15 protein-coding genes are annotated in these 20,962 nt (G+C 69.9%); 5 read left to right on the top strand and 10 right to left on the bottom strand.

All coding sequences use genetic code 11. From position 1 onward, the window contains the following. Positions 1 to 10: 10 nt before the first annotated feature. Entirely contained in the window at positions 11 to 478 is a 468-nt protein-coding gene (locus tag QTH86_RS18585) for an Lrp/AsnC family transcriptional regulator (protein ID WP_286647713.1), read from the top strand. 33 nt (positions 479 to 511) lie between these two features. On the opposite strand, the gene QTH86_RS18590 is transcribed toward QTH86_RS18585, so the two are convergent. The 6 genes from QTH86_RS18590 to mltA all read right to left on the bottom strand — a co-directional run bounded on the left by QTH86_RS18590 (position 512) and on the right by mltA (position 8,435). Next, positions 512 to 2,521, bottom strand: coding sequence for a PhoX family protein (locus tag QTH86_RS18590; RefSeq protein WP_286647714.1), 2,010 nt, complete (start codon positions 2,519 to 2,521; stop codon positions 512 to 514). A 177-nt stretch (positions 2,522 to 2,698) separates the two neighbouring features. Continuing rightward, positions 2,699 to 4,141: a glycosyltransferase family 87 protein gene (locus QTH86_RS18595; RefSeq protein ID WP_286647715.1), complete on the bottom strand. Its 1,443-nt coding sequence runs from the start codon at positions 4,139 to 4,141 to the stop codon at positions 2,699 to 2,701. Positions 4,142 to 4,165: 24 nt separating this feature from the next. Further along, positions 4,166 to 5,401: a hypothetical protein gene (locus tag QTH86_RS18600; protein WP_286647716.1), complete on the bottom strand. Its 1,236-nt coding sequence runs from the start codon at positions 5,399 to 5,401 to the stop codon at positions 4,166 to 4,168. After that, positions 5,398 to 6,819, bottom strand: coding sequence for a UbiA family prenyltransferase (locus QTH86_RS18605; protein WP_286647717.1), 1,422 nt, complete (start codon positions 6,817 to 6,819; stop codon positions 5,398 to 5,400). The genes QTH86_RS18600 and QTH86_RS18605 overlap by 4 nt, the downstream gene beginning before the upstream one ends. Before the next feature lie 3 nt (positions 6,820 to 6,822). After that, a complete protein-coding gene (locus tag QTH86_RS18610; protein ID WP_286648398.1) occupies positions 6,823 to 7,227 on the bottom strand; it encodes a DMT family transporter in 405 nt (134 codons plus the stop codon). A 62-nt stretch (positions 7,228 to 7,289) separates the two neighbouring features. Further along, positions 7,290 to 8,435 carry a murein transglycosylase A gene (mltA, locus tag QTH86_RS18615; RefSeq protein ID WP_286647718.1) on the bottom strand — a complete coding sequence of 382 codons (1,146 nt, stop codon included), beginning with the start codon at positions 8,433 to 8,435 and terminating at the stop codon, positions 7,290 to 7,292. On the opposite strand from mltA, the gene QTH86_RS18620 reads away from it, so the two are divergent. Beyond that, the gene (locus QTH86_RS18620; RefSeq protein ID WP_286647719.1) at positions 8,434 to 8,580 is read left to right on the top strand and encodes a hypothetical protein; all 147 of its coding nucleotides are present in this window, start codon (positions 8,434 to 8,436) and stop codon (positions 8,578 to 8,580) included. The two genes, mltA and QTH86_RS18620, sit on opposite strands and share 2 nt — an antisense overlap. 251 nt (positions 8,581 to 8,831) lie before the next feature. Continuing rightward, positions 8,832 to 9,479, top strand: a complete 648-nt coding sequence (locus QTH86_RS18625; RefSeq protein ID WP_286647720.1) for a YiaD family glycine zipper/OmpA-like lipoprotein — start codon at positions 8,832 to 8,834, stop codon at positions 9,477 to 9,479. Between the two features lie 6 nt (positions 9,480 to 9,485). Here QTH86_RS18625 and QTH86_RS18630 read toward each other — a convergent pair whose 3' ends face one another. The 4 genes from QTH86_RS18630 to QTH86_RS18645 form a co-directional block, all read right to left on the bottom strand. Next, positions 9,486 to 10,112: a response regulator transcription factor gene (locus QTH86_RS18630; RefSeq protein ID WP_286647721.1), complete on the bottom strand. Its 627-nt coding sequence runs from the start codon at positions 10,110 to 10,112 to the stop codon at positions 9,486 to 9,488. Positions 10,113 to 10,119: 7 nt separating this feature from the next. Further along, a complete protein-coding gene (locus QTH86_RS18635) occupies positions 10,120 to 12,138 on the bottom strand; it encodes a two-component system sensor histidine kinase NtrB (RefSeq protein WP_286648399.1) in 2,019 nt (672 codons plus the stop codon). Between the two features lie 76 nt (positions 12,139 to 12,214). Beyond that, positions 12,215 to 13,030, bottom strand: a complete 816-nt coding sequence (locus QTH86_RS18640) for a carbon-nitrogen hydrolase family protein (protein ID WP_286647722.1) — start codon at positions 13,028 to 13,030, stop codon at positions 12,215 to 12,217. Further along, positions 13,027 to 17,076, bottom strand: coding sequence for a YhdP family protein (locus QTH86_RS18645; protein WP_286647723.1), 4,050 nt, complete (start codon positions 17,074 to 17,076; stop codon positions 13,027 to 13,029). Before QTH86_RS18645 ends, QTH86_RS18640 begins: the two co-directional genes overlap by 4 nt. Positions 17,077 to 17,100: 24 nt before the next feature. Here QTH86_RS18645 and glnE point away from each other — a divergent pair, with 24 nt between their 5' ends. Both glnE and QTH86_RS18655 read left to right on the top strand, forming a co-directional pair. After that, positions 17,101 to 19,887 carry a bifunctional [glutamate--ammonia ligase]-adenylyl-L-tyrosine phosphorylase/[glutamate--ammonia-ligase] adenylyltransferase gene (gene glnE, locus QTH86_RS18650; RefSeq protein WP_286647724.1) on the top strand — a complete coding sequence of 929 codons (2,787 nt, stop codon included), beginning with the start codon at positions 17,101 to 17,103 and terminating at the stop codon, positions 19,885 to 19,887. Then, positions 19,871 to 20,959 carry a septal ring lytic transglycosylase RlpA family protein gene (locus tag QTH86_RS18655; protein WP_286647725.1) on the top strand — a complete coding sequence of 363 codons (1,089 nt, stop codon included), beginning with the start codon at positions 19,871 to 19,873 and terminating at the stop codon, positions 20,957 to 20,959. Before glnE ends, QTH86_RS18655 begins: the two co-directional genes overlap by 17 nt. Positions 20,960 to 20,962 lie beyond the last annotated feature (3 nt).

Consider the following 20,962-nt stretch of genomic DNA (forward strand, 5'->3'; position numbering starts at 1 on the left):
GCGGCATTTCATGAAACTCGACCCCATCGACCTGCGTATCCTGGATGAACTGCAGCGCGACGGCGCGCTGTCCAACGTCGAACTCGCGCGCCGCGTGCACCTGTCGCCCTCGCCCTGCCTGGCGCGGGTCAAGGCGCTGGAGACGGCCGGCGTGATCGACCGCTACGTCGCGCTGGCCAGCGCGAGCGCGCTGGGCCTGGGGCTGAACGTCTTCATCTCGATCAGCCTCAAGACGCAGAGCAAGGAGTCGCTGGGCGACTTCGAGCGGCGCATCGCCGAGCACGACGAGGTGATGGAGTGCTACCTGATGACCGGCGACAGCGACTACCTGATCCGCATCGCCGTGGCCGACATGGCGGCGCTGGAGAAGTTCATCCTCGAACAGCTCACGCCGATCCCCGGCATCGAGAAGATCCGATCGAGCTTCGCGCTCAAGCAGGTGCGCTACAAAACGGCGCTGCCGCTGCCCCGGGGATGAGGCAGCGGCAGCGCGGGGTGGCGTGGGCGCCGGTCAGGCCTTCGCGAGCGCAGGCTGCTTCGGATCGGCCGTGAGGTAGCCGACGGCCGAGCCGAACTTGTTCTTGTAGTTGGCATCGATCAGCGGATTGAGCGCGGTGTAGACCTTCGCGTGCAAACCGTCGGCAGGCGTGCCGGAAGCACCCTTGCCCCAGTCACCGGCGTGCTGGAAGTTGCTCATGATGTAGGTCCAGCCGTTGAGTTCGTCCACAGCGTGCAGGCCGGTCGACTCGCCGCCCGCAGGGATCGACATCAGGCGCGACAGCGCCTTGGTGTCGACGTTGTAGGCCCACAGGAAGTTGTTGACGTGCTGGCTGCTGTCCTCGCCGATGAAGAGCGTGCGCATCTTCTCGGAGAACTTCAGGTTGTCGGGGTTGCCGACCTTCGCGGGATTGGCCGTGTTGCCGATGGCGTCCGCCGTGATGTCCTCGCCGACGAGCAGGGCCTTGGTGTCGACCGGCATCCATTCGCTGTTGATCGCCGCGCCGAGTGTGTCCTTCACGCCGCCTTGCAGCTTGAGCGCCATGACGGCGCCGGCGTTGACCGCCTTGGCGAGCGCCACGCCCTTGGCCGGGTCGTTCAGCGCGTTGCCGGCAACCATGGAGGTCTGGCAGTTCTGCAGCGCCGAGTAGGCGATCTTGTCCTTGATGTTGACCGTGGTGCCTTCCATCTTGGTGAACGCCGTCGAGGCGCCGACCAGGCTGGCGTAGCGGTGCGTCTCGAGGAAGGCGGCCGCCTTCTCCATGCCCGGCACCAGCTTGATCCACTCGGTCTTGCCGTTGGCGGCCACTTTGGTGAACGTCGGGTCGACCGGGTCGGCCGTCCGCACGTCCATGATGTCCGTCGCCTTGAGGGTGGTGGCCAGCTTCTTGATCTCGGCGCTGGTGGCGGAGCCCAGCTTGATCCAGGTCAGCGGCGCGCCGGCGGCGGCGGGGTCGAGCGAGAAACCGGCACCGACCTTGGCGGCATAGAGGCTGCCCGAGGACAGGTCCTTTTCCTTGTCGGCCACGAAGACGAAGTAGGCGCTGTTGGTCGCGTCGTCGCCCATGAAGACGGTGCGGTTGTCCGGCATCACCTGTACCAGCTCGTGCGAGATGCGGCCCAGGCAGTAGTGCTTCTTGATCGAGCCGGTGCCGTCGGCATTCACCGTCACTTCCGGCAGGTGGCCGTAGTTGTACGGGTTGGCGGCGGTTTCGCTGCCGTAGACGTTCTTGCTGAAGGCCTTGAATTGCGCGTCCGTCGCGGCCGTGAAGGCGTTGGGTTCGTACTCTTCGCTCGAGAGGTGCGTGCCCCACGGCGAGAGGCTGGCGCCGCAGGTGATCCAGAGGCCGGCCACGTTCGACGTGTCGACGTTGTGGTACTTCACCAGGCTGAGCTTGCCGGTGGCCGGGTCCTGGTCCAGCGTGAGCACGGCGATCGGCGAGGGTAGCTTGCCGTACATGTCCGTCACCTTGTCCTGCGCCCAGGTGGTGTACTCGAACTGCACCACGGCGAACACCGTGTTGCCCTTGACGCCGTCGACCTTGGCGCCGGGGATGCTCAGCAGCGAGGTGCCGTCCGGCGAGTCGGAGAAGAACTGGCGCGGGCTGGCCGGCACGGTCGTGTCGATGATCGGCTGGTTGTAGATGTCGACGTAGCCGCCGGCGAGGATGGTGCCGCCCTTGCCGTCCGGCACCAGGTCGCCGGTGATGAAGAAGGGCTTGTACGACAGCGTGTAGTCGGTGCTGCTGCCGTCGTCGTAGGCGATCTTGAGCGACGAGCCGACGCTGGTCGTGGCCATCGCGGCCGCATCGGAGAGGGTCGGGGCGGCCATGCCGGTGAAGGTTGCCGACACGTAGTTCGGCTTCGGCGTCGGGGCGGGCGCAGGCGCCGGGGCCGGCGAATCGTCACCGCCGCCGCCGCAGGCGGTCAGAAAGGCGACGCCGCCCAGGGGCAGCATGGGGGCGGCGCTGAGGAACTTGAGGGCTTGGCGGCGGGATGCGCGGGGTGCGGCGGTTTCGGACATGACGGTGCTTCGCTTCCAGGGTCGTGGGTGATTTATGACCGAGCAGCGAATGCAGGCGTGCGCCCCGGGCCGCGTCGGCCAGCCGAGCTTAGGAAGCCCTTGTGACGCGGTTGTGCAGCGTGTGTGACGGAACGGTGACGGTCACGTGGCGGCTGCCGCCACGTTTGGGGACTCGACTCAGCTGAGGCGCGCTCGCGCGATGGGCGCGCGTTCCATCCACGAGAGCCGGTACAGCAGCGCCAGCACCAGCAGCCCGCCGAAGAAGATGTACGACTGCAGGACGTTCAGCCGTGTGTCGGCCAGCAGGTTCACGGCAGTCATGAAGGTCTGGCCCGTGAGCGCGAGCGCCAGCCACAGCAGCGGCTCGGTGCGTCGGCCCCAGGGGCGGGTCTGGAGTGCCATCGGGAACGCGAGCGCGAAGATCGGGAACAACACGGCGTAGTGGTGCTCCCAGGCGATCGGCGAGGCGATCGTCAGGCTCAGCATGATGAGCGCGAGGTCGATGGCGGTCGGCGCCTTGCGCAGGCGCCAGAACATCGCCAGCGCCAGGATGACGGCCGAGGACACCACGGTCGCGACGTAGACCGTCGCGTGGTAGGGCGGGAAGTCGGTGCCCGACCAGACCAGACCGCGCCCGAACAGGTTGGCGCCGTTGAACAACAGCCGGTTCATCAGGCCGTTGACCGACTGGTTGATGAAGTAGCTCTCGCCGTGCCGGCCGAGGAAGGAGACGACCGTCAGGTAGTCGAGGTTGTTGCGCAGGCCGTAGTAGGCCACCGACACGGCCAGGAACGCGACGCCGGTGAGCGTCGCCGCGATCGCGAACTTCCATTGCCGGCGCAGCAGCGCCCACACGACCACCAACGCCCACTGCGGCTTGATGATGCAGCACAGGGCCACCAGGAAACCCGACAGGCGCGGCTGGTCGCGCTGCCAGGCCAGCAGCGCCAGGCCGGCGGCCAGCGTCATGGCGGTCTGGATCTGGCCGTGGTGCTCGCTGCGAGCGAGCGGGTAGAACAGTGCCGCGCTCACCAGGCACAGCACGAAGAGCGTGGCCGTCGACTTTGGCAGCAGCGCTGGCGCGCGCTCGCCGGCCGGCGCCAGCTGCTGCGATGCGCCCATGAAGAGCTTCATGAAGACGAGCGCGATCACCGGCACGCACAGCCGCGAGAGCACCTTGTAGACCACCACCAGCTGCTCGCCGCTGATCGGGAGCAGCGCCAGCGGAATGTCGATGAAGAGCAGCGCCGTCAACGGGTACTGGAACTTCACGTGCTGCTCGAAGAAGATGGCCTGGTAGAACGGCACGTCCGGGTGCGCGTGGAACTGCGCCGAGGCGCGCAGCATCGGCATCCACGAATCGTCGCCCGCATAGGCGCGCAGCAGGGTGCGCACGTAGGCCGTCGCACTTTCGTAGGGGTCGCCGCCCACCAGCGCGACGAGGCTGCTCAGCGCCACGCCGCTGAAGACGAAGCAGGCCCACAGCCGCCATTGGCGGGACAGACGGTCGGTCGAGGGGCTGCCCGGCTGCGCGGCCAGCAGCGGTTGCCGGCGCCAGAGGTAGGCGACGATGGCGGCCGAGATCAGGGCGGTCAGCAAGACCCCGATGAACATCTTCATGGTGCGATTCCCTCCGGGGCGCTCTCAGGGCGCCGGTGTCGCGTGCTGCAGCAGGTGGGCCGCGGCGGCATGCATGTCGAAATTGTGGAAGCCGACCAGTGCGGCGAGCAGCACGGCCAGCACCGGCGCCGCGCGGCCCAGCGGCGATCGGCCTGCGAAGAGCGCGACGGCCATCAGCAGCGGCAGGAAATGCGCCGCGTACAGAAAGGTCTCGTCGCCGTACACCAGGTGCAGCGCGATCTGCGCGGCCAGCGTCAGCCCGAGCACCTTGCCGAAGGCATGCCAGCGCGGCGAACGGACCAGGCCGACCACGCCGGCAGCCAGCAGCAGCGCCCAGATCAGGACGGCGGCCCAGCTGGCCGCGTCGACGAGGCCGGCGCCGTTCATCTGCACCGAGATGCTGTTGAGCGCTGGTGGCACCTGCTCCTGCACCCGCACCTCGGGAAGGCGGATCGGGTACCACAGCATCCCGATCAGGCGGTCGCCGAGCGAGCCGCCGCCGGCCTGGTTGATGTAGTGCAGTTCCTCGCGGCTGCCGAGGAAGAACAGCATCGACCAGTGGTAGAGCTGGCGCTGTACCAGGGCCAGGACCGAGACGATCAACAGCGCCACGGCGCTGAGCCCCACGGCGCGGCGCCACGGGCGCTGCACGATCGCGAGGGCGAGCCCGGCCACCCAGTTGGTCACGGTGATGCTCAGGCTGGCCACGCTGGCCGCGACCAGCCAGCGGTCGCCGACGGGGCGGTGCACCGCGACGGCCGCCACCAGCAGCACCATCAGCAGCGTGAGCGAGCCTGCGAAGAAGGTCTCGGCCAGCGAGAACCAGAACTGGAAGGCGGCGCTGGCGACGGCGAGCGCCGTGAAGCAGACGCTGGCGATGCGCCCGGCGCCGGACAGGCGGCCCAGCGCGTAGAAGCCGATGGCCCAAAGCACGCCGACGAACTTGACGACCCGCATCGCGGCTTCCAGGTCGCTGCCGGCCCAGACCGAGCGCACGGCCACCGTCACCGGATGCAGCAGCAGCGAGGAAATGGGGTGGACCTTGGTCCGGTAGTGGTTGCTCTGCGCATCGACCATGTTGGCCAGCGTGCGCGGCGTGTCGGCGCCGAACCAGACGTCCCCACCGGACTGCTGCTGGTACAGGCCTGGCGGCAGATGCAGCATCAGCGCGCGCAGCAGCCACACCACCGCCAGGCCCAGGAGCACGGCGATCAGCACATCCGGCGCCCAGCGGCGCCATGTCGATGCCGGCGCGCTCAACCTGCGATCCAGAGAAGCAGGGCGCCGATCCCCACGGCCGTGAGGCTGACCCAGTCGCGTGCCGCGAAGACCACTGGGTCTTCGTGGAGCAGCCCGCGCACGGCCTTGAGCCAGATGCGCATCGTCCAAAACAGGAACACCGGGATCAGCATCCAGAGCCACACCGGGTTGTCGTAGCGGCCCATCATGTCCTGGTCGTTGATGTACAGGCCGAGCAGCAGCACCGACATCTGGCCGGCCGACACGCCGCCGCACAGGACGAAGGTCAGGTCGTTCGGCAGGTAGCCGCGGTCGGTGTTGAGCTTGCTCGGATCGTCGACCGCGCTGGCCAGTTCGACATACCGCTTGGCCAGTGCCAGGCTCAGGAAGATGAACAGCGAGAAGGACAGGACCCAGAACGAGAGCGGCAGGCCGGTGGCCGCCGTGCCCGCGGCGATGCGGATGGTGTAGAGCGCGGCCAGCGAGAAGACGTCCACCACCGCCCGGCGCTTGAGGTGCACCGAGTACGCGGTGGTCAGCGCCATGTAGATGAGCAGCACGTAAAGGAACTCGATCGGCAGCGTGGCGATCGACAGCGCGAGCGATGCCGCGCTGAGCCCCACGGCCATCAGCAGGCCGCGGCCGACCGAGATCTCGCCGGCGGCGAAGGGGCGTCGGCGCTTGCGGTGGTGGCGCCGGTCCGAGCCGAGGTCGAGCAGGTCGTTCACCACGTAGATGCCCGAGGCCATCAGCCCGAAGGCGAGGAAGGCGAGCGACGCATTGACCACCAGGCCCAGCGTCAGCTCGTGCAGCGAGGGCAGCAGCGGCAGGAAGATCAGCAGGTTCTTGAGCCACTGGTGCAGACGCATGCCGTAGATGTAGCGCTGCAGCCGCGCGGCCTGCGGCCGGATCACGGCTTCGATCGTCGTGCGCTGTGCCGCGCGCTGGTTCAGCCGGCTGGAGCCGCTGACGACCACGGCGGCGTGTGCGCGCTGCCAGATCGGTAGGTCGACGTGGTGATCCCCGGCATAGGCGAAAGGCAGGCCCCCGGCGTCGCGCTGGATGGCCGCGAGCTTGCCTTCGCCGCGCAGGTTGTCCACGCCGTTGGAGGCGATCACCTCGTCGAACAGGTCCAGGTGGTGGGCGATCTGCCGGGCGAACTTCATGTCGCTGGCGGTGGCGAGCACCACGCGCCGTCCGGCGGTCCGGGCCTCGCGTGCCAGCCGCAGCACTTCCTCCCGATAGGGCAGGGTCGTCACGTCGATCTCGACGCGCTGCGCGACCTCGTGTTTGAGCGTTGCCTTTCCACGCGCCAGCCAGGCCGGCAGCATGAACAGCGACAGGGGGGACGCCCGCACCAGTTGCAGCAGGGACTCGTGCAGCAGATCGGTGGTGATCAGCGTGCCATCCAGATCGATGTAGAGCGCCGGTGCCGTCATGGGTCAGGCCCGGCTGAGAACGACGACGCCGACCAGGATGATCGCGATGCCGGCGATCCGCCCGGGCGTCAGCGCCTCGCCGAAGATCTGCCAGGCCAGGACCGCCGCGATGACATAGCCCATGGACAGCAGGGGATAGGCCACAGTCACATCCACGCGCGTGAGGGCCACGATCCACAACCCTGCACTGAGAAAGTAGCAGCACAGCCCGGCCAGGATCCAGGGGTGCACGGCGGCCTGCATCGCGGCGTTCAGCATCGAACTGCCGCTGGTCATGGAAATGCCCTGCAAGGTCCTGGCGCCGGCCTTCAACATCAATTGGGCACCGGAGTTCAGCAGGACACCGGCAAAGATCACCAGAAAGGTGGAAAAGGTCATGGAAGGCAGGGGGTTGATGGTCAACGCCATCATGCGCGGACCCCGGCCATATTCTGCAACACTTGTTAAAAACTTAGTGCAAAAGTTGTCAACTAGGGAAACTGTTTAGGCCAAAAGGCCCATAGCCTTAAGGTCTGGTTCACAGTGGCTGCCAGTTTTCCAGCCTCTGGCCCCGTGCCCGCGAAGTAGTCGGCCCGCACCGCACCGAGGATGGCGCTGCCGGTGTCCTGCGCCACCACCAGCTTCTGCAGCGCCACCGTCGGCCCCGGCGAGGCCAGCCAGACGGGGGTGCCGTACGGGATGCTCTCGCGGTCGACCGCGATCGAGCGCCCGGCCGTCAGCGGCACGCCCTGCGCGCCGCGTGGGCCGAAGGCGGCGTCGACCTCGTTGAGCGCCTCTTCGCGGAAGAACACGTAGCGCGGGTTGCTCCACATCAGCTGCGGCACCCGCTGCGGGTTCTGGGCGACCCAGGCCTTGGTGTCGTCGGGCCAGCGGCTCACGCGCGTCGCGCCCTGGCTGACCAGCCACTGCTGGATGCTGCGGTAGGGCTGCTCGTTGGTGGCGGCGAAGGCCACGCGCACGGTGCGCTGGCTGCCGTCGGCTTCGGTGATGCGCAGGCGCCCCGAGCCCTGGATGTGCAGCATCATCGCGTCGACCGGGTCCGCCATCCAGGCGATCTCGCGGCCACGCAGCGCGGCCTGCGCCTCGGGCAGGGTTTCGATCTGCTGGCGGGTGTACCAGGGGCGGCGCGGCACCAGGCCGGCGGGCGGCGCGTACAGCGGCACGTTGAACTGCGCCGTCGGCTGGCGCGTGGCGTCATAGACCGGTTCGTAATAGCTCGTGAGCTGGCCGTCGCTCTGGCCGGTGAGCGATTCCACCCGGTAGGGCTGCAGCCGCTCGGTCATCCACTGGCGCTGCGCGTCCGGCTCGGCGATGGCCAGGCGCCGCACCTCCGGGCACAGCGGTGCGAAGGCGGCGTTGGGGCGGGCGCAGTTGCTGACCATCGCGTCCCAGCCCTCGTGCAGTTCGTCGTCGGCGAAGCCCGGCAGTTCGGACCACGCCACCGGCACCCATCGGCTCTTCGGATGGGTGAGCGGACCGGTCAGCGGACCTTGGACCGGCGGTTGAGCAATCGTGGGTGGCGTGGCCTGCGTAGGCGGCAGGCGTGTGCCGGTCGAGCAGGCGGCCAGCATTGCTACGATCGCCAACCCAACCAGCCTCCGGAGTCCTTGTGTCATGGGCCTGATTCTCCTTGAAGCGTTCGGCGCTCTCGTGCTGCTGGTGTTCATCGTGTGGTGGACCATGTTCTCGGGCCGCAAGGGCGGCGAGATCGACGAGCCGCAGACGCGTGACGGCCCGGACGACGGGGGACCGCGCGGTTGAATGTCACGTTTTCCCTGTCGGGCGATGGCTCAAGGTATCGTGGGGTAACAGAGGGGTTGCTCCTGTTCCAGGAGCGATGAACTCCGCTGCGACAAGGCTTTCGAAGGGACTGCCCCGGCGCCATGGTGATGCGTCGGGTGGGGCCGCTGCTCGCGAACCGGGCGGTCGATGACCATAATCCGACCACGTTCCGCAGCCATGGCGCCATCGCGCCGTTGCGGTGTAGTCCTCATCGATCGAAGGGAAACTCCATGAAAAAAATCGTCCTCTCCACCGCCGCCCTGGCCGTCCTCCTCACCGGCTGCGCCGGCGGCATGACCGACACGCAACGCAACACCGGCATCGGCGCAGGCGCCGGTGCGCTGGGCGGCGCGGCCATCGGCGCCATGACCGGCGGCCGGGCCGGCACCGGTGCCGTGATCGGCGCCGGCGTGGGTGCACTGGGTGGCTACCTGTGGTCGCAGCGCATGGAAAACCAGAAGCGCGAAATGGAAGCCGCCACCCGCGGCACCGGCATCGGCGTGACGCAGACTGCCAACAACGAACTGAAGCTGGCGATCCCGAGCGACGTGTCCTTCGACACCGGCCGCTCGGCCATCAAGCCGAACTTTGCGCCGGTCCTGAACCAGTTCGCCAACGGCCTGCGCAACAACCCGAACGCCGAGGTGCGCATCATCGGCCACACCGACAGCACCGGCTCCGATGCCATCAACAACCCGCTGTCGGTCGACCGCGCCGCCAGCACGCGTGACTACCTGATCGCCCGCGGCGTGCCATCGACGGCCTTCCGCATCGAAGGCCGCGGCTCGCGCGAACCGGTCGCCGACAACAACAGCGATGCCGGCCGCGCGCAGAATCGCCGCGTCGAGATCTACGTGGGCGAGCGCCCGCAAGGCTGATCGCGCTCAGAGCCCTCTGAGCAGGTTGGCCAGTTCCACGGCCGACTTCACTTCCATCTTCTCGAACACGCGCGCGCGGTGGACCTCCACCGTGCGCACGCTGATGGCCAGCTGATCGGCGATCAGCTTGTTCGGCAATCCCTCGACCACCAGCCGCATCACGTCGCGCTCCCGTTCGGTGAGCTCGTCGATGTGCGCGCGCAGGGCGGCGCGCGTGACTTGTGCCTCGACGGCACGCAGCGACGCGCCCAGGGCCTTCTCGATGCGGTCGACCAGCGCGTTGTCCGAAAACGGCTTCTCGCAAAAATCGAAGGCCCCGCGCTTCACGGCATCGACGGCAGTCGGCACGTCCGCGTGGCCGGTGAGGAAGATCACCGGCATGGTGTCCAGCAGGCCCCGTTCGGCCAGCCGGTCGAATAGCACCAGTCCGCTGGTGCCGGGCATGCGCACGTCCAGCAGCAGGACGTGCGGTTGCGGCGGCAGCGACTGGGTGTCGAGGTAGGCCTCGAACGCATCGGCGCTGGCGAAATGCTCGCTGGCCAGGCGGCGTGAGCGCAGCAGCCAGGCGAGCGCCTCGCGCACGCTGGCGTCGTCGTCCACGATGAAGATCAGGCCGTCGATGAGGGGTTGCATGGGGAGTTCACGCGATCGGTAGAGTGAAGCGGAAGATGGTGCCGCGGGGGTGGTGGGGCTCGTGCATGAGCACGCCGCCGTGCTGCTCGACCACCGTGCGGCACAGGCTCAGGCCGAGGCCCATGCCGTCGGCACGCGTGGTGAAGAAGGGCGTGAACAGGCGCTCGGCGACGTCGGGACTGATGCCGCTGCCGATGTCGGCCACCGAGAACGCGAGCCACTGGCGCATGTCGGCCGGTGCATCGGGCGCCCCGATGCGACCGGCACGGGTCACGCGCAGGGTCAGCACACGCTCGCGCAGCTCGGGCATGTCCATCGCTTGCATCGCGTTGCGGGCCAAGTTGAGCAGCACCTGCTCGACCAGCGTGCGGTCGCACAGCACGGTGGGCAGCGCGTCGGCCAGCACCAGGTCGATGCGCACGCCGAGCTTGCGCGCCTGCAGCCGCACCAGCGGCAGCACCGCGTCGATCAGCGCTTGCGGCACCACTGGCTCGCGCGTGCGGTCGCGCCGCCGCACGAAGTCGTGCACGCTGCGGATCACCTGGCCGGCGCGGTCGGCCTGCTCGGCGATGCGTCGCACCGCCATGGCCACCTCGGCGCCGTCGCCCTTCGCCCCCTGCAACAGGTTCAGCGAGCCGCTCGCGTAGCTGGCGATGGCGGCCAGCGGCTGCGTCAGCTCGTGGCTGAGCAGTGAGGCCATCTCGCCGACGGTGGCGAGCCGGGCGCTGGCCTGCAGCCGCTCCTGCGTGGCGCGCGAGAGCTCTTCGACGCGGCGCTGTTCGCTCACGTCGATGAACGCGCTCATCCAGCCGGTCTGCACGCCGTGCGCGTTGATCAGCGGCGCTTCGAAGATGAGCACCGGAAAACGCGAGCCGTCCTTGTGCATGAAGACCGACTCGAAGCCTTCGCGCGGTGGCATGCCGCCGGCCAGCCGCAGCGTCTGGCGCTTCTGGTATTCGTGCGCCAGTTCGGTCGGCCAGTAGGGCGCTTCGCCGGTGCCGGCCTGGATCAGCTCCTCGGCGCTGAAGCCGACCATCTCGCAGAAGGCGGGGTTGACGTAGGTGATGCGGCCTTGCAGGTCGCGCGCGCGCAGGCCGGTGATGACCGAGTCCTCCATCGCCTTGCGGAAGGCCAGCGTGTCGGCCAGTTCGTTCTCGGCGCGCAGCCGGCGCCGCGTGTCGCGCGCCAGCAGCACCAGCACCGACACCAGCGCGATCGAGATGGCCGTGACCAGGCCGGTCAAGAGGTTGGGGAACACGTCGGGCGCCGCACGCCAGCCGTCGACACGCAGCACCAGTGCCGCGCCGGGCAGGTCGATCAGCTGCTGCGTGCTGAACACGCGGCTGCCGCTGCGCCGTGCGGTGCCCACCGATGCGAGTCGCGTACCGTCGGGTTCGGTCAGCGACACCTCCTGGCCCCGCCGCAGCGTTGGCGCGACCAGCTCGATCAGCACGTCGCGCAGCGTGTACGTGGCGATCAGGTAGTCGCCGCCTTCCGTCGGCAGGCACAGCTCCATCACCTCGATGCCGCCGCTGTCGGGCAGCGCGACGTAGTGGCTGGGCGAGTAGGCGGCGCCATCGGTCTTGCGGGCCGAGGCGCAGGCCAGCGCGACGTCGGACTGTGCGCTGCGACGGCTGTCGTCGTCGAAGTGGCGCACGCGGTAGGGCGTGTCGGCGGCGGCCACCGTGCGCAGCGTGCGGTCGCGCCATTCGAGGCGCAGCCACTCGCGGTGGCCGCGCATCAGCGCCGTCGACTCGGTAGCCCAGCGCTCGGGGTCCAGGCCCGGGGACTGCAGCGCGTGCAGGCTCTGCACGTTGCGCTGCAGGCCGGCCCGCAGGTCGGCGGCGGCGTCGGCCGTGTCGCGGTCGAGCGCGGCCTGCACCTGCTCGGCTTCGTGCCGGCCCGCCAGCCACACGACGGTGACCAGCAGGGCCGACACCAGCACCGCCAGCAGCACCCACAGGAACCAGCGCTGCCACACCGAGCGCAGGCTCAGGAAGGCCTGCCCGCCGACGCGGATCGCCAGCCGCGTGGCGAGGTTCTCGCGCGCTGTGGCGGTGCCGGCTGGGTCGAAGGGCGGTGCGGACACGTCTCGGGGTGGGCTAGAGCACGGCGTGCGACAGCGCCGGCAGCTGCGCGCGCGACGCGGCGGTGCGCGCTGCGTCGATGTCGAACAGCACCACGCCTTCGCCCGTCGCCTGCTGCGCGACGACCGTGCCCCAGGGGTCGACGATCATCGACTGGCCCCAGGTCTGGCGGCCGTTCTCGTGCAGGCCGCCCTGTGCCGGCGCCACGACCCAGGCGAGGTTCTCGACGGCACGCGCGCGCAGCAGCAGCTCCCAGTGCGCGGCGCCGGTGGTGTGGGTGAAGGCGCTGGGCACCAGCAGCAGGTCGGCGCCCTGCCTGGACAGCGTGCGGTACAGCTCGGGAAAGCGCAGGTCGTAGCAGACCGACAGCCCGATGCGCCACGCATGGCCGTCGCGCGAGGGCAGGTCGAACAGCACCGGCTCGCTGCCGGGCACGATGACGCGGCGTTCGTCGAAGCGCTCGCGGCCGTTGTCGAAGAAGAAAAGATGGATCTTGTCGTAGCGCGCGACGTACTCGCCCGACGGCGCATAGACCACCGAACTGTTGAAGACGTGCTGGTCGTCGCCGGCCTCGATCGGCAGCGTGCCGCCGACGATCCACAGCCCGAATTCGCGCGCCGCCTCGGCCAGGAAGCGCTGCACCGCGCCGTCGCCCGGCACCTCGCGAATCGCGAGCTTGTCCGTGTCCTTCGCGCCCATGAGGCAGAAGTACTCGGGCAGCACCGCCAGCTCTGCGCCGGCCGCTGCGGCCTCGGCCAGCAGGGCGTGTGCGCGCGCCAGGTTGGTCTCGCGGTCGATGGCCGAGACCATCTGCAGGGCAGCGACTTTCATGGGGTGATCTCCTTCGTCAGCGCATCGCGTGCGGCCGGCAGCGCACGGCGTGGCACCTTGGTGATCTTCGGGTCGGTCCAGGTGCCCTCGATCTGGAACTCCTGCGTGGCCGCGGCCGCCAGCGGCTTGCTCAGCAGCGCCTGCGCGAGGAAGGTGCTCAGGCCGATCAGCGGGTTGATGGCGGTGGCCACCAGCGCGGCGGTGCCGGCGCTGATCTCGGGCACGACCACCACGCGCAGGTTCTGCGTCTCGTGCGCGATGTCGGCCGAGCCGTCCATCAGCACCGCGGCGTTCACGCCCTTCATCTGCAGGTTGTTGGTGCTGGCCACGCCGTTGGCGATGGTCGCATCGCCGCGCACGAAGTCGAAGGCGAAGCCCTCGCTGAAGATGTCGCGGAAGTCGAGCGTGAGCCGCCGCGGCAGCGCCTGCAGGCTCAGCACGCCCAGCAGCTTGGCCAGGCCCGGGTCGGCCTTGAGGAACTGCCCGGTCGCCACATCGAGGTGCACCTGGCCATTGAGGCTCGGGTAGTCGAGCGACAGTGGCGAGCCGCGCCAGTCGACCGAGCCTTCGAGCTGACCGCGGCCACGACGGATCACGTCCTTCATGTTGAAGCGGCCCAGCAGCTTGCCCGCGTCGGCGATGTCGAGCGTGAAGTCCATGGCCGTGCGGCGCTGCGCCGTGTCGGTGCCGGTCCAGCTGCCTTTGGCTGTGAAGCTCGCCTCGGGCATGGTGAAGGCAAGCTTGTTGAGCCGCCATTCGCGCTGGGCGCCACCGCGGTTGACCGCATCGATCTCGGCGCGGCCGAGGTGCCGGCCGAGCAGTTCGAAGTCGTCCACCACGATGTCGAGCGCGGGCAGCGTGCCCGGCTTTTCGTCGAGCAGCGACTCGACGTTCTTCGCCTCGCTGGCGGCGATCTTCAGCCGCGACAGCCGTGCATAGATGCGGCCGTCCTGCGCCTGGCGGTATTCCATGTAGCCGCTCAGCTCGGCGGCGTCGACGTTGGCGCGCCACACGGCACCCTCGCGCGAGCCGCCCAGCACCACGTCGTGCAGCGTGCGGCCGCCGCCGATGTCCAGCGCCCGCGCGCGCACCGCGATGGCGGTCGGCAGGTAGGCCGAGGGCTCGGTGCCGTTGCCGCCGCTGTCGCCGGTGCCGACCGCGCTGCCCGTGGCTTCGCCGAAGAGCGCTTGCCAGGCGGGCAGATTGAAGTCGTCGAGGTGGAAGGTGGCCTGCACCCCGCGCGTCGGTGCGACGGGCGTCTCGCCGGCCGGCATGCCCACGCCGAGCGCGCCCTGCAGCACCCGTGCCTCGGCGCCCCCCAGGTCGCGCACGTAGAAGGCCGAGGCGACGTTGCCGAGTTCGACCGAGATGCGGTCGTGCAAGAAGGGCGGCGCGCCCGCACGGGCTTCGCGCAGCACCACCTTCTTCTCGACCTGCAGCGGCATCGACGCGTCGGCGGGCTTGGACAGCGGTGCCGGCAGTTCGAGCCCCAGGCCCTGCAGGGTGCTGGAGAGCGAGAACTCGGGTGTGCCGTCGCGCACCGACAGCGTCGCGGCGTAGGCCGTGCCGCCGCTGGCCTTGGCCGCCAGACGCGGCAGCCAGTCGACCTCACGCATGGCGCGCAGGCCGTCGGCCGTGATGCTGCCCTGCGCGCGGAAGCTCATCTCGGACGACGCGCCGGTGGCATAGCGGCCGCGGCCTTCGACGCGGGTCTCGCCGCCAGCGATGCGCCCCTGCACCCCCGTCAACTGGAAGCCGCTCTCCGTGAAGCTCAGGGTGCCGCGGGCCTGGCCGACGACCGGCGCGTCGGGTGCCAGCTGCAGGTCGTTGCCGCCGAGCACCACGCTGGCCTGGACCTTGGTCTTGTCCATGTTCTCCAGCGGCAGGTCGAGCTTGAGCTGGTAGTCGGCGTTCCCGGTGGCGCGGATCGCGGCGACCGAGGCGGCCACCTCGCCCGTCAGCGGTGCGCCGGCCTTGAGCAGCTCGCCCAGCGGCCCGCGCGCCTGGGCGTCGACCCCGAGCATCGGCGCCGGATGTGCCATGTCCTCGATCTGGACGTCGGCCTTGGTCACCTCGATGCCCGGTGCGCCCACGATGCGGCCGCGTGCGTTGCGCACCCGCATGCCGTTGCGCTCGAAGATCAGGTCGCCCGAGACGCCGGTGAGCGCCGGCCACGCCTGCGTCTTGCCCGTCGTCACCAGCGACGGCGGCACATAGGCGTAGTTCACGTCGCTCACCTTGGCGGCGATGCGGAAATCGCCGTCGCGCGGGTCCGGGAAGGGCACGTCGTGCAGGTCGCCACGCACCCGGAAATCGACCGTGCTGGCCACACCCTTGGTCACGCTTTCCTGCACGTAGCTGCGCGTATGTTTCGGAATTTCCAGCGGCAGGTAGCGGTGCACGCGGGTCCCGTTGGCGCGGGTGAGCTGGCCCTGCAGATCGAGCACGCCGGGGTAGCGTGACTTGCTGCGCGAGGTGGCCGGGTCGCTGGTGCGCCAGGTGGCGCGGGCCTCGCCGGCGGCATCGACGTTCTCGAAGCGCAGCTCGCTCACCTGCAACTGCACCTGGTCGCCGTCGCGCTTCCACTGGAGCTGGGTAGAGAGCTGGTCGATGGGGATGCGCGGTTCCTCGAACACGCCCGGGAAGTCGAGCACGCCCTGCGCGATGGCCAGCGTGGCCTTGCCGCCGTCCTGGGTGGCGTCGAAGCTGATGGCGGCGCCGCTCAGGCCGGGCGTGCCGGTGTGCGGCGCCGGCGCGGGTTGCGAGGCCAGGCTGAAGGCGCTCACGCTGCCGCGGGCCTTGTACTGGTGCGGGTCGCCGAGGGCGCCCTGCCAGCTGGCATCGATGTGTTCGACCACGCCGCGCGGCGCGTAGGCGGCCAGCACGCGGTGCGTGGCGTCGCCCAGCGGCAGGCGCGCGGCGATCAGGCTCAGCGCGGCCAGGTCGAGCCGGTCGGCGCGAAAGGCGCCGCGCTCGGGCGTGCGGCCCTGCACGGGCGTGTGCTGGAACCACAGGTTGCCGCCGGGCCAGCGCAGGCCGTCGGCGGTGTCGAACTGCAGCGCTGTCGTCGAGAACTCGAGGGTCTGGTCCTTCAGCTGGCCGGCCACGCGGCCCGTGACCGCGCGCAGCACCAGCGGCTCGAGGGCCGCGTCGAGCGAGGCGTCGATGCGGTCGAGCGCGAGGTCGACCGCGCCGCCCGCGACCTGTCCCTCGCGCACATCGGCCCAGGCGCGCAGGCCGCCGCGGCCATCGCGGATGCGCGCATCGAGCGACACGTAGTTGCCGAGCCGGCGCACGTCGATGTGCGGCAGCTCGGCGTAGAGCTGGCCGGCCCAGCGCTGCCAGTTGCCGCGGCGCACCGACAGGAGCGGCTGGCGGAATTCGCCACGCAGGGTGAAGCGGTCGCCCCAGCCGGCGGGCGGGGTGGCGTCCAGGCGCATCGCGTGGCGGCGGCTGCCGTTGCGGGCGATGAAGCGCACGTCGGTCAGCAGCAGCGGCTCGGCGCGGCGGCGCTCGTCGGTCCAGCGCACCGTGCCGCCTTCGATGACGAATTCGCGCTGGCTGAAGAACCAGTCGGCGGCATGGGTGTCGCTGCCGCCGGTGTCGCCCGACATGTCGAGCCCGGCCACGTGGAGCTTGCCCAACGCGTCGAGCCGCACGTCGAGCTGCGGGTTCTGGATGTAGAGCTGCACGAAGCTCAGACGCCACAGCGAGCGCGGCGACACGCTCGCGACCACCCGCGCCAGGCGCAGCGCCTCGCGCCCGCTGGCGTCGCGCACGACCACGTCGTTCAACTCGAAGGTGGGGAACAGGGTGCCAGATTTCGCACCGATGGCGCCGATCTGCACCGGTACCCCGATGATCCGGCTGGCTTGTGCTTCGACGAAGCCGCGGTACTCGCCGATTCGCGGCACAATCCAGCCGTGTAGGACCACCACCGACACCGCGAACAAGAGCCACGCAGCGATCAGCACACCGAGCAGCCACTTCGCCGAGACAGCGGTGATCTTGAGCAGCCGTGAAGGGTGAGTCGCCGTGTCGTTCATTGAGGATCGCGCTGTGCAGGAATTATGACCCCCAGCCTCTCGACAGGTTCCGACCCGACCGATGCCCTCGTGCATCCCTCGCCTGCCGCCGAGACGCCGCAGTCCACGCTGCCGTTGTCGTCTCATTCGCGCTTCGTGCAACGCCTGCGCCGACGCTATGCCGACGAGCTGCACCTGCTGCCGGCCGGTGCGCCGCTGCGTCCGGCCATGGCCCAGGCCTACGCGCAACTGCGTGTGCGCGGCGACAGTGCCGCCGATGCGCTGCGCATCGTCCGCCAGCTGGTCATGGAGCGGCTCGTCACGCTCGATTGCGACGCGCAGGCGCCGCTGGCGGTCGTCACCACGGCCGTCACGCAGCTGGCCGAGTTCGCGCTCGACATCGCCTGCACCGAGAGCGCCGCCGAGCTCGACGCGCGCCACGGCGCACCCATCGGCCCGGATGGCCGCCGCGCGCAATTCTGGGTCGTGGGCATGGGCAAGCTCGGCGCGCGCGAACTCAACGTGTCGAGCGACATCGACCTCATCTACCTCTACGACCAGGACGGCGAGACCGCCGGCGACGCGGCCGGCCGCGGCCGCATCTCGAACCACGAGTACTTCGCCCACGCGGTCAAGCGCCTCTACGCGCTGATCGGCGACACCACCGAACACGGCTTCGTCTTCCGCGTCGACCTGGCACTGCGGCCCAACGGCAACTCGGGCCCGAGCGTGGTGTCGGTCGATGCGCTCGAGGAATACCTGCAGGTCCAGGGCCGCGAATGGGAGCGCTTCGCCTGGATGAAGAGCCGCGTGGTCGCACCGGCCTCGGTCATCGCCGACGGCTCGGCCCAGGCTTTGCGCAGCGTGGTGCTGCCCTTCGTCTTCCGCCGCTACCTCGACTACAGCGTGTTCGATTCGCTGCGCACGCTGCACCGCCAGATCCGCGAGCAGGCGCTGCGCCGCTGCGCCGGCCGCCCCGAGCGGGCCAACGACGTGAAGCTGTCGCGCGGGGGCATCCGCGAGATCGAGTTCACCGTGCAACTGCTGCAGGTGGTGCGCGGCGGCCAGTTCCCCGAACTGCGCACCCGCCCGACGCTCGATGCGCTGCAGCGGCTGGCCCGCGCCGGCCTGATGCCGCAGGAGACGGCCGATACGCTGGCGGCGGCCTACACCTTCCTGCGCCGGGTCGAGCACCGCATCCAGTACCTGGACGACCAGCAGACCCATGTGCTGCCGGTCGACGACGAGGACGTGCGCTGGATCGCCCGTTCCCTCGGCCTGGCCGACAGCTGCGTCTTCCTGGCCGAACTCGACAGCCACCGCGAGTTCGTCGCCGAGGAGTTCGACAAGCTGCTGGGCGGCGACAAGCAATGCGTCGGCTGCAACGGCAAGACCAAGCTCGAGCCGCCGATCGACCTGAACGACCTGATCGCGCAACTGCCCGCGGCCTTCGGTGCGCGCATGGAACGCTGGCGCGAGAGCCCGCGCATCCTGGCGCTGCGCGACGAGACGCGGGCCCGCCTGCGTCAGCTGGTGCGTCGCACCGGCCACTGGATCCACGCGGCCGACGGCGACGAGGCCGCCGCGCAGCGCACCGATGCCGCGCTGCGCTGGGCCGACTGGATCGAGCCGCTGCTGCGCCGTGAGAGCTACCTGGCGCTGCTGGTCGAGCGCCCGACGGTGCAGGAGCGGCTGCTGCGCCTGCTCGGCGCGGCCAAGTGGCCCGCGCGCTACCTGATGCAGCACCCGGGCGTCATCGACGAACTGGCCAGCGACGAGATGCTGGCGGGCCGCTTCGTCGCGGAGGAATTCGAGCGCGAGCTGGAGATGCGCCTGGCCTCGCTGCGCCGTACCGGCGAGGACGACGAGGAACGGCTGCTCAACCTGCTGCGCCATGCGCACCATGCCGAAGTCTTCCGCACCCTGGCGCGCGATGTCGACGGCCGCATCACGGTCGAGCAGGTGGCCGACGACCTGAGCGCCATGGCCGATACCGTGCTGCGCATCACCGCGCGCTGGTGCTGGCCGCATGTGCGCAACCGCCACCGCGAGACGCCGCAGTTCGCCATCATCGGCTACGGCAAGCTGGGCGGAAAGGAGCTGGGCTACGGCAGCGACCTGGACATCGTCTTCGTCTACGAAGACGACGACGAGCGCGCCGGCGAGGTCTATGCGGCCTACGTGCGCAAGCTGATCAACTGGCTCACCGTCAAGACGCGCGAGGGCGACCTGTTCGAGATCGACACCGCGCTGAGGCCCAACGGCAACTCCGGCCTGCTCACCACCAGCTTCGCCGCCTACGAGAAGTACCAGTTGGGCCGCGGCGGCAACACGGCGTGGACCTGGGAGCACCAGGCCATGACGCGTGCCCGCTTCGTGCTGGGCGACCCGGCCCTGGGCGCGCGCTTCGACCGCGTGCGCGACGCCGTCATCTGCGCGCCACGGGACCGCGATGCGCTCAAGGCCGAGATCGTGGCGATGCGCGACAAGGTGCGCGCGGCGCACCCGGTCAAGGCCGGGCGCTTCGACGTCAAGCACAGCCCGGGCGGCATGGTCGATGCGGAATTCGCCGTGCAGTACCTGGTGCTGTCGCAGGCCTGCCTGCACCCCGAGCTGGTACCCAACCTCGGCAACATCGCGCTACTGCAGCGCGCCGAGGCGACCGGCCTGCTGCCCGACGACGTCGGCCGCAGCGCGGCGGTTGCCTACCGCGAACTGCGCCGCGTGCAGCACCGCGCCCGGCTCAACGAAGAGCCCACGCAGGTGCTGCTGCCCGGCCTGGCGGCGGAGCGCGAGGCCATGCTGGCGCTGTGGCATGCGGTCTTCGGCTGAACGGACGCCTTCGTGCAACGGCCGTGCCGCGCTGGCGTTGATCGGCGTGGCCTTGGTGCTGGCCGGCTGCGCGAGCAGCCCCAAGGGCGGGTCCTTCGGTCGCGACGGTGCACCGGCGACGCCGCCCTCGAACCTGGGCGCCGTGCCCGATGCCGAGCCGCGCGTCGAACCCATTCGCGGCAGCGGCGGCACCAGCAAGCCGTACACCGTGCTCGGCCGCGCCTACGTGCCGATCACCGACGACCGGCCGTTCCGCGAATCGGGCCTCGCCTCCTGGTACGGCACCAAATTCCACAGCCAGTCGACCGCCAGCGGCGAGCCCTACGACATGTACGCGATGACCGCCGCGCACAAGACGCTGCCGCTGCCGAGCTACGTGCGCGTGCGCAACCCGGCCAACGGCCGCGAAGTGATCGTGCGCGTGAACGACCGCGGCCCGTTCCACGACGGGCGCGTGATCGACCTGAGCTACACGGCGGCGCTCAAGCTCGACCTGCTGCGCGGCGTCGCGCCGGTGGAGATCGAGCGGCTGACGAACGAGGACATCCGCACCGGCGCCTGGCGCCGTGGCGGCGACACGATGCTGGCGGCGGCGCCGGCCGTCGGCACGGCGGTGTCGGTGCCTTCGGGCTGGACCGCCAACGTCGCAGCGACGCCCATCGAAGCGGCGGCTTCCGAGGCGTCGGCGCAGGCCGTCGTCTCCGCGGCACCGCCCCCGCCCGCGCCGCTGGTCGTGACCGAGCTGCCGCCGATGGCGCCCATCGCGTCGGTGCCGGCCGCCGCGTCCATGGCGTCGACTGCAACGCAGACGGTCGATGCGCCAGCGAGCGTCGCGCCCGCCGGCTTCTGGGTCCAGCTCGGCGCCTTCCGCGAACGCGACGGCGCCGAGAGCCTGCGCACCCGTGCGTCGCGCGGCCTGCCGACATTGGCGCCGCTGCTGCGTGTCTTCACCGACGCCGAAACGCACCGGCTGCAGGCTGGCCCCTTCGCCACGCGCGAGGCGGCGTCGGCCACCGTCGCGCAGGTGCGCGACGAGCTGCGCATGGCGGCGATCGTCGTCGAGCGCCGATGAGGC

Source organism: Variovorax sp. J2L1-78, assembly GCF_030317205.1.
Lineage (GTDB): Bacteria > Pseudomonadota > Gammaproteobacteria > Burkholderiales > Burkholderiaceae_C > Variovorax > Variovorax arabinosiphilus.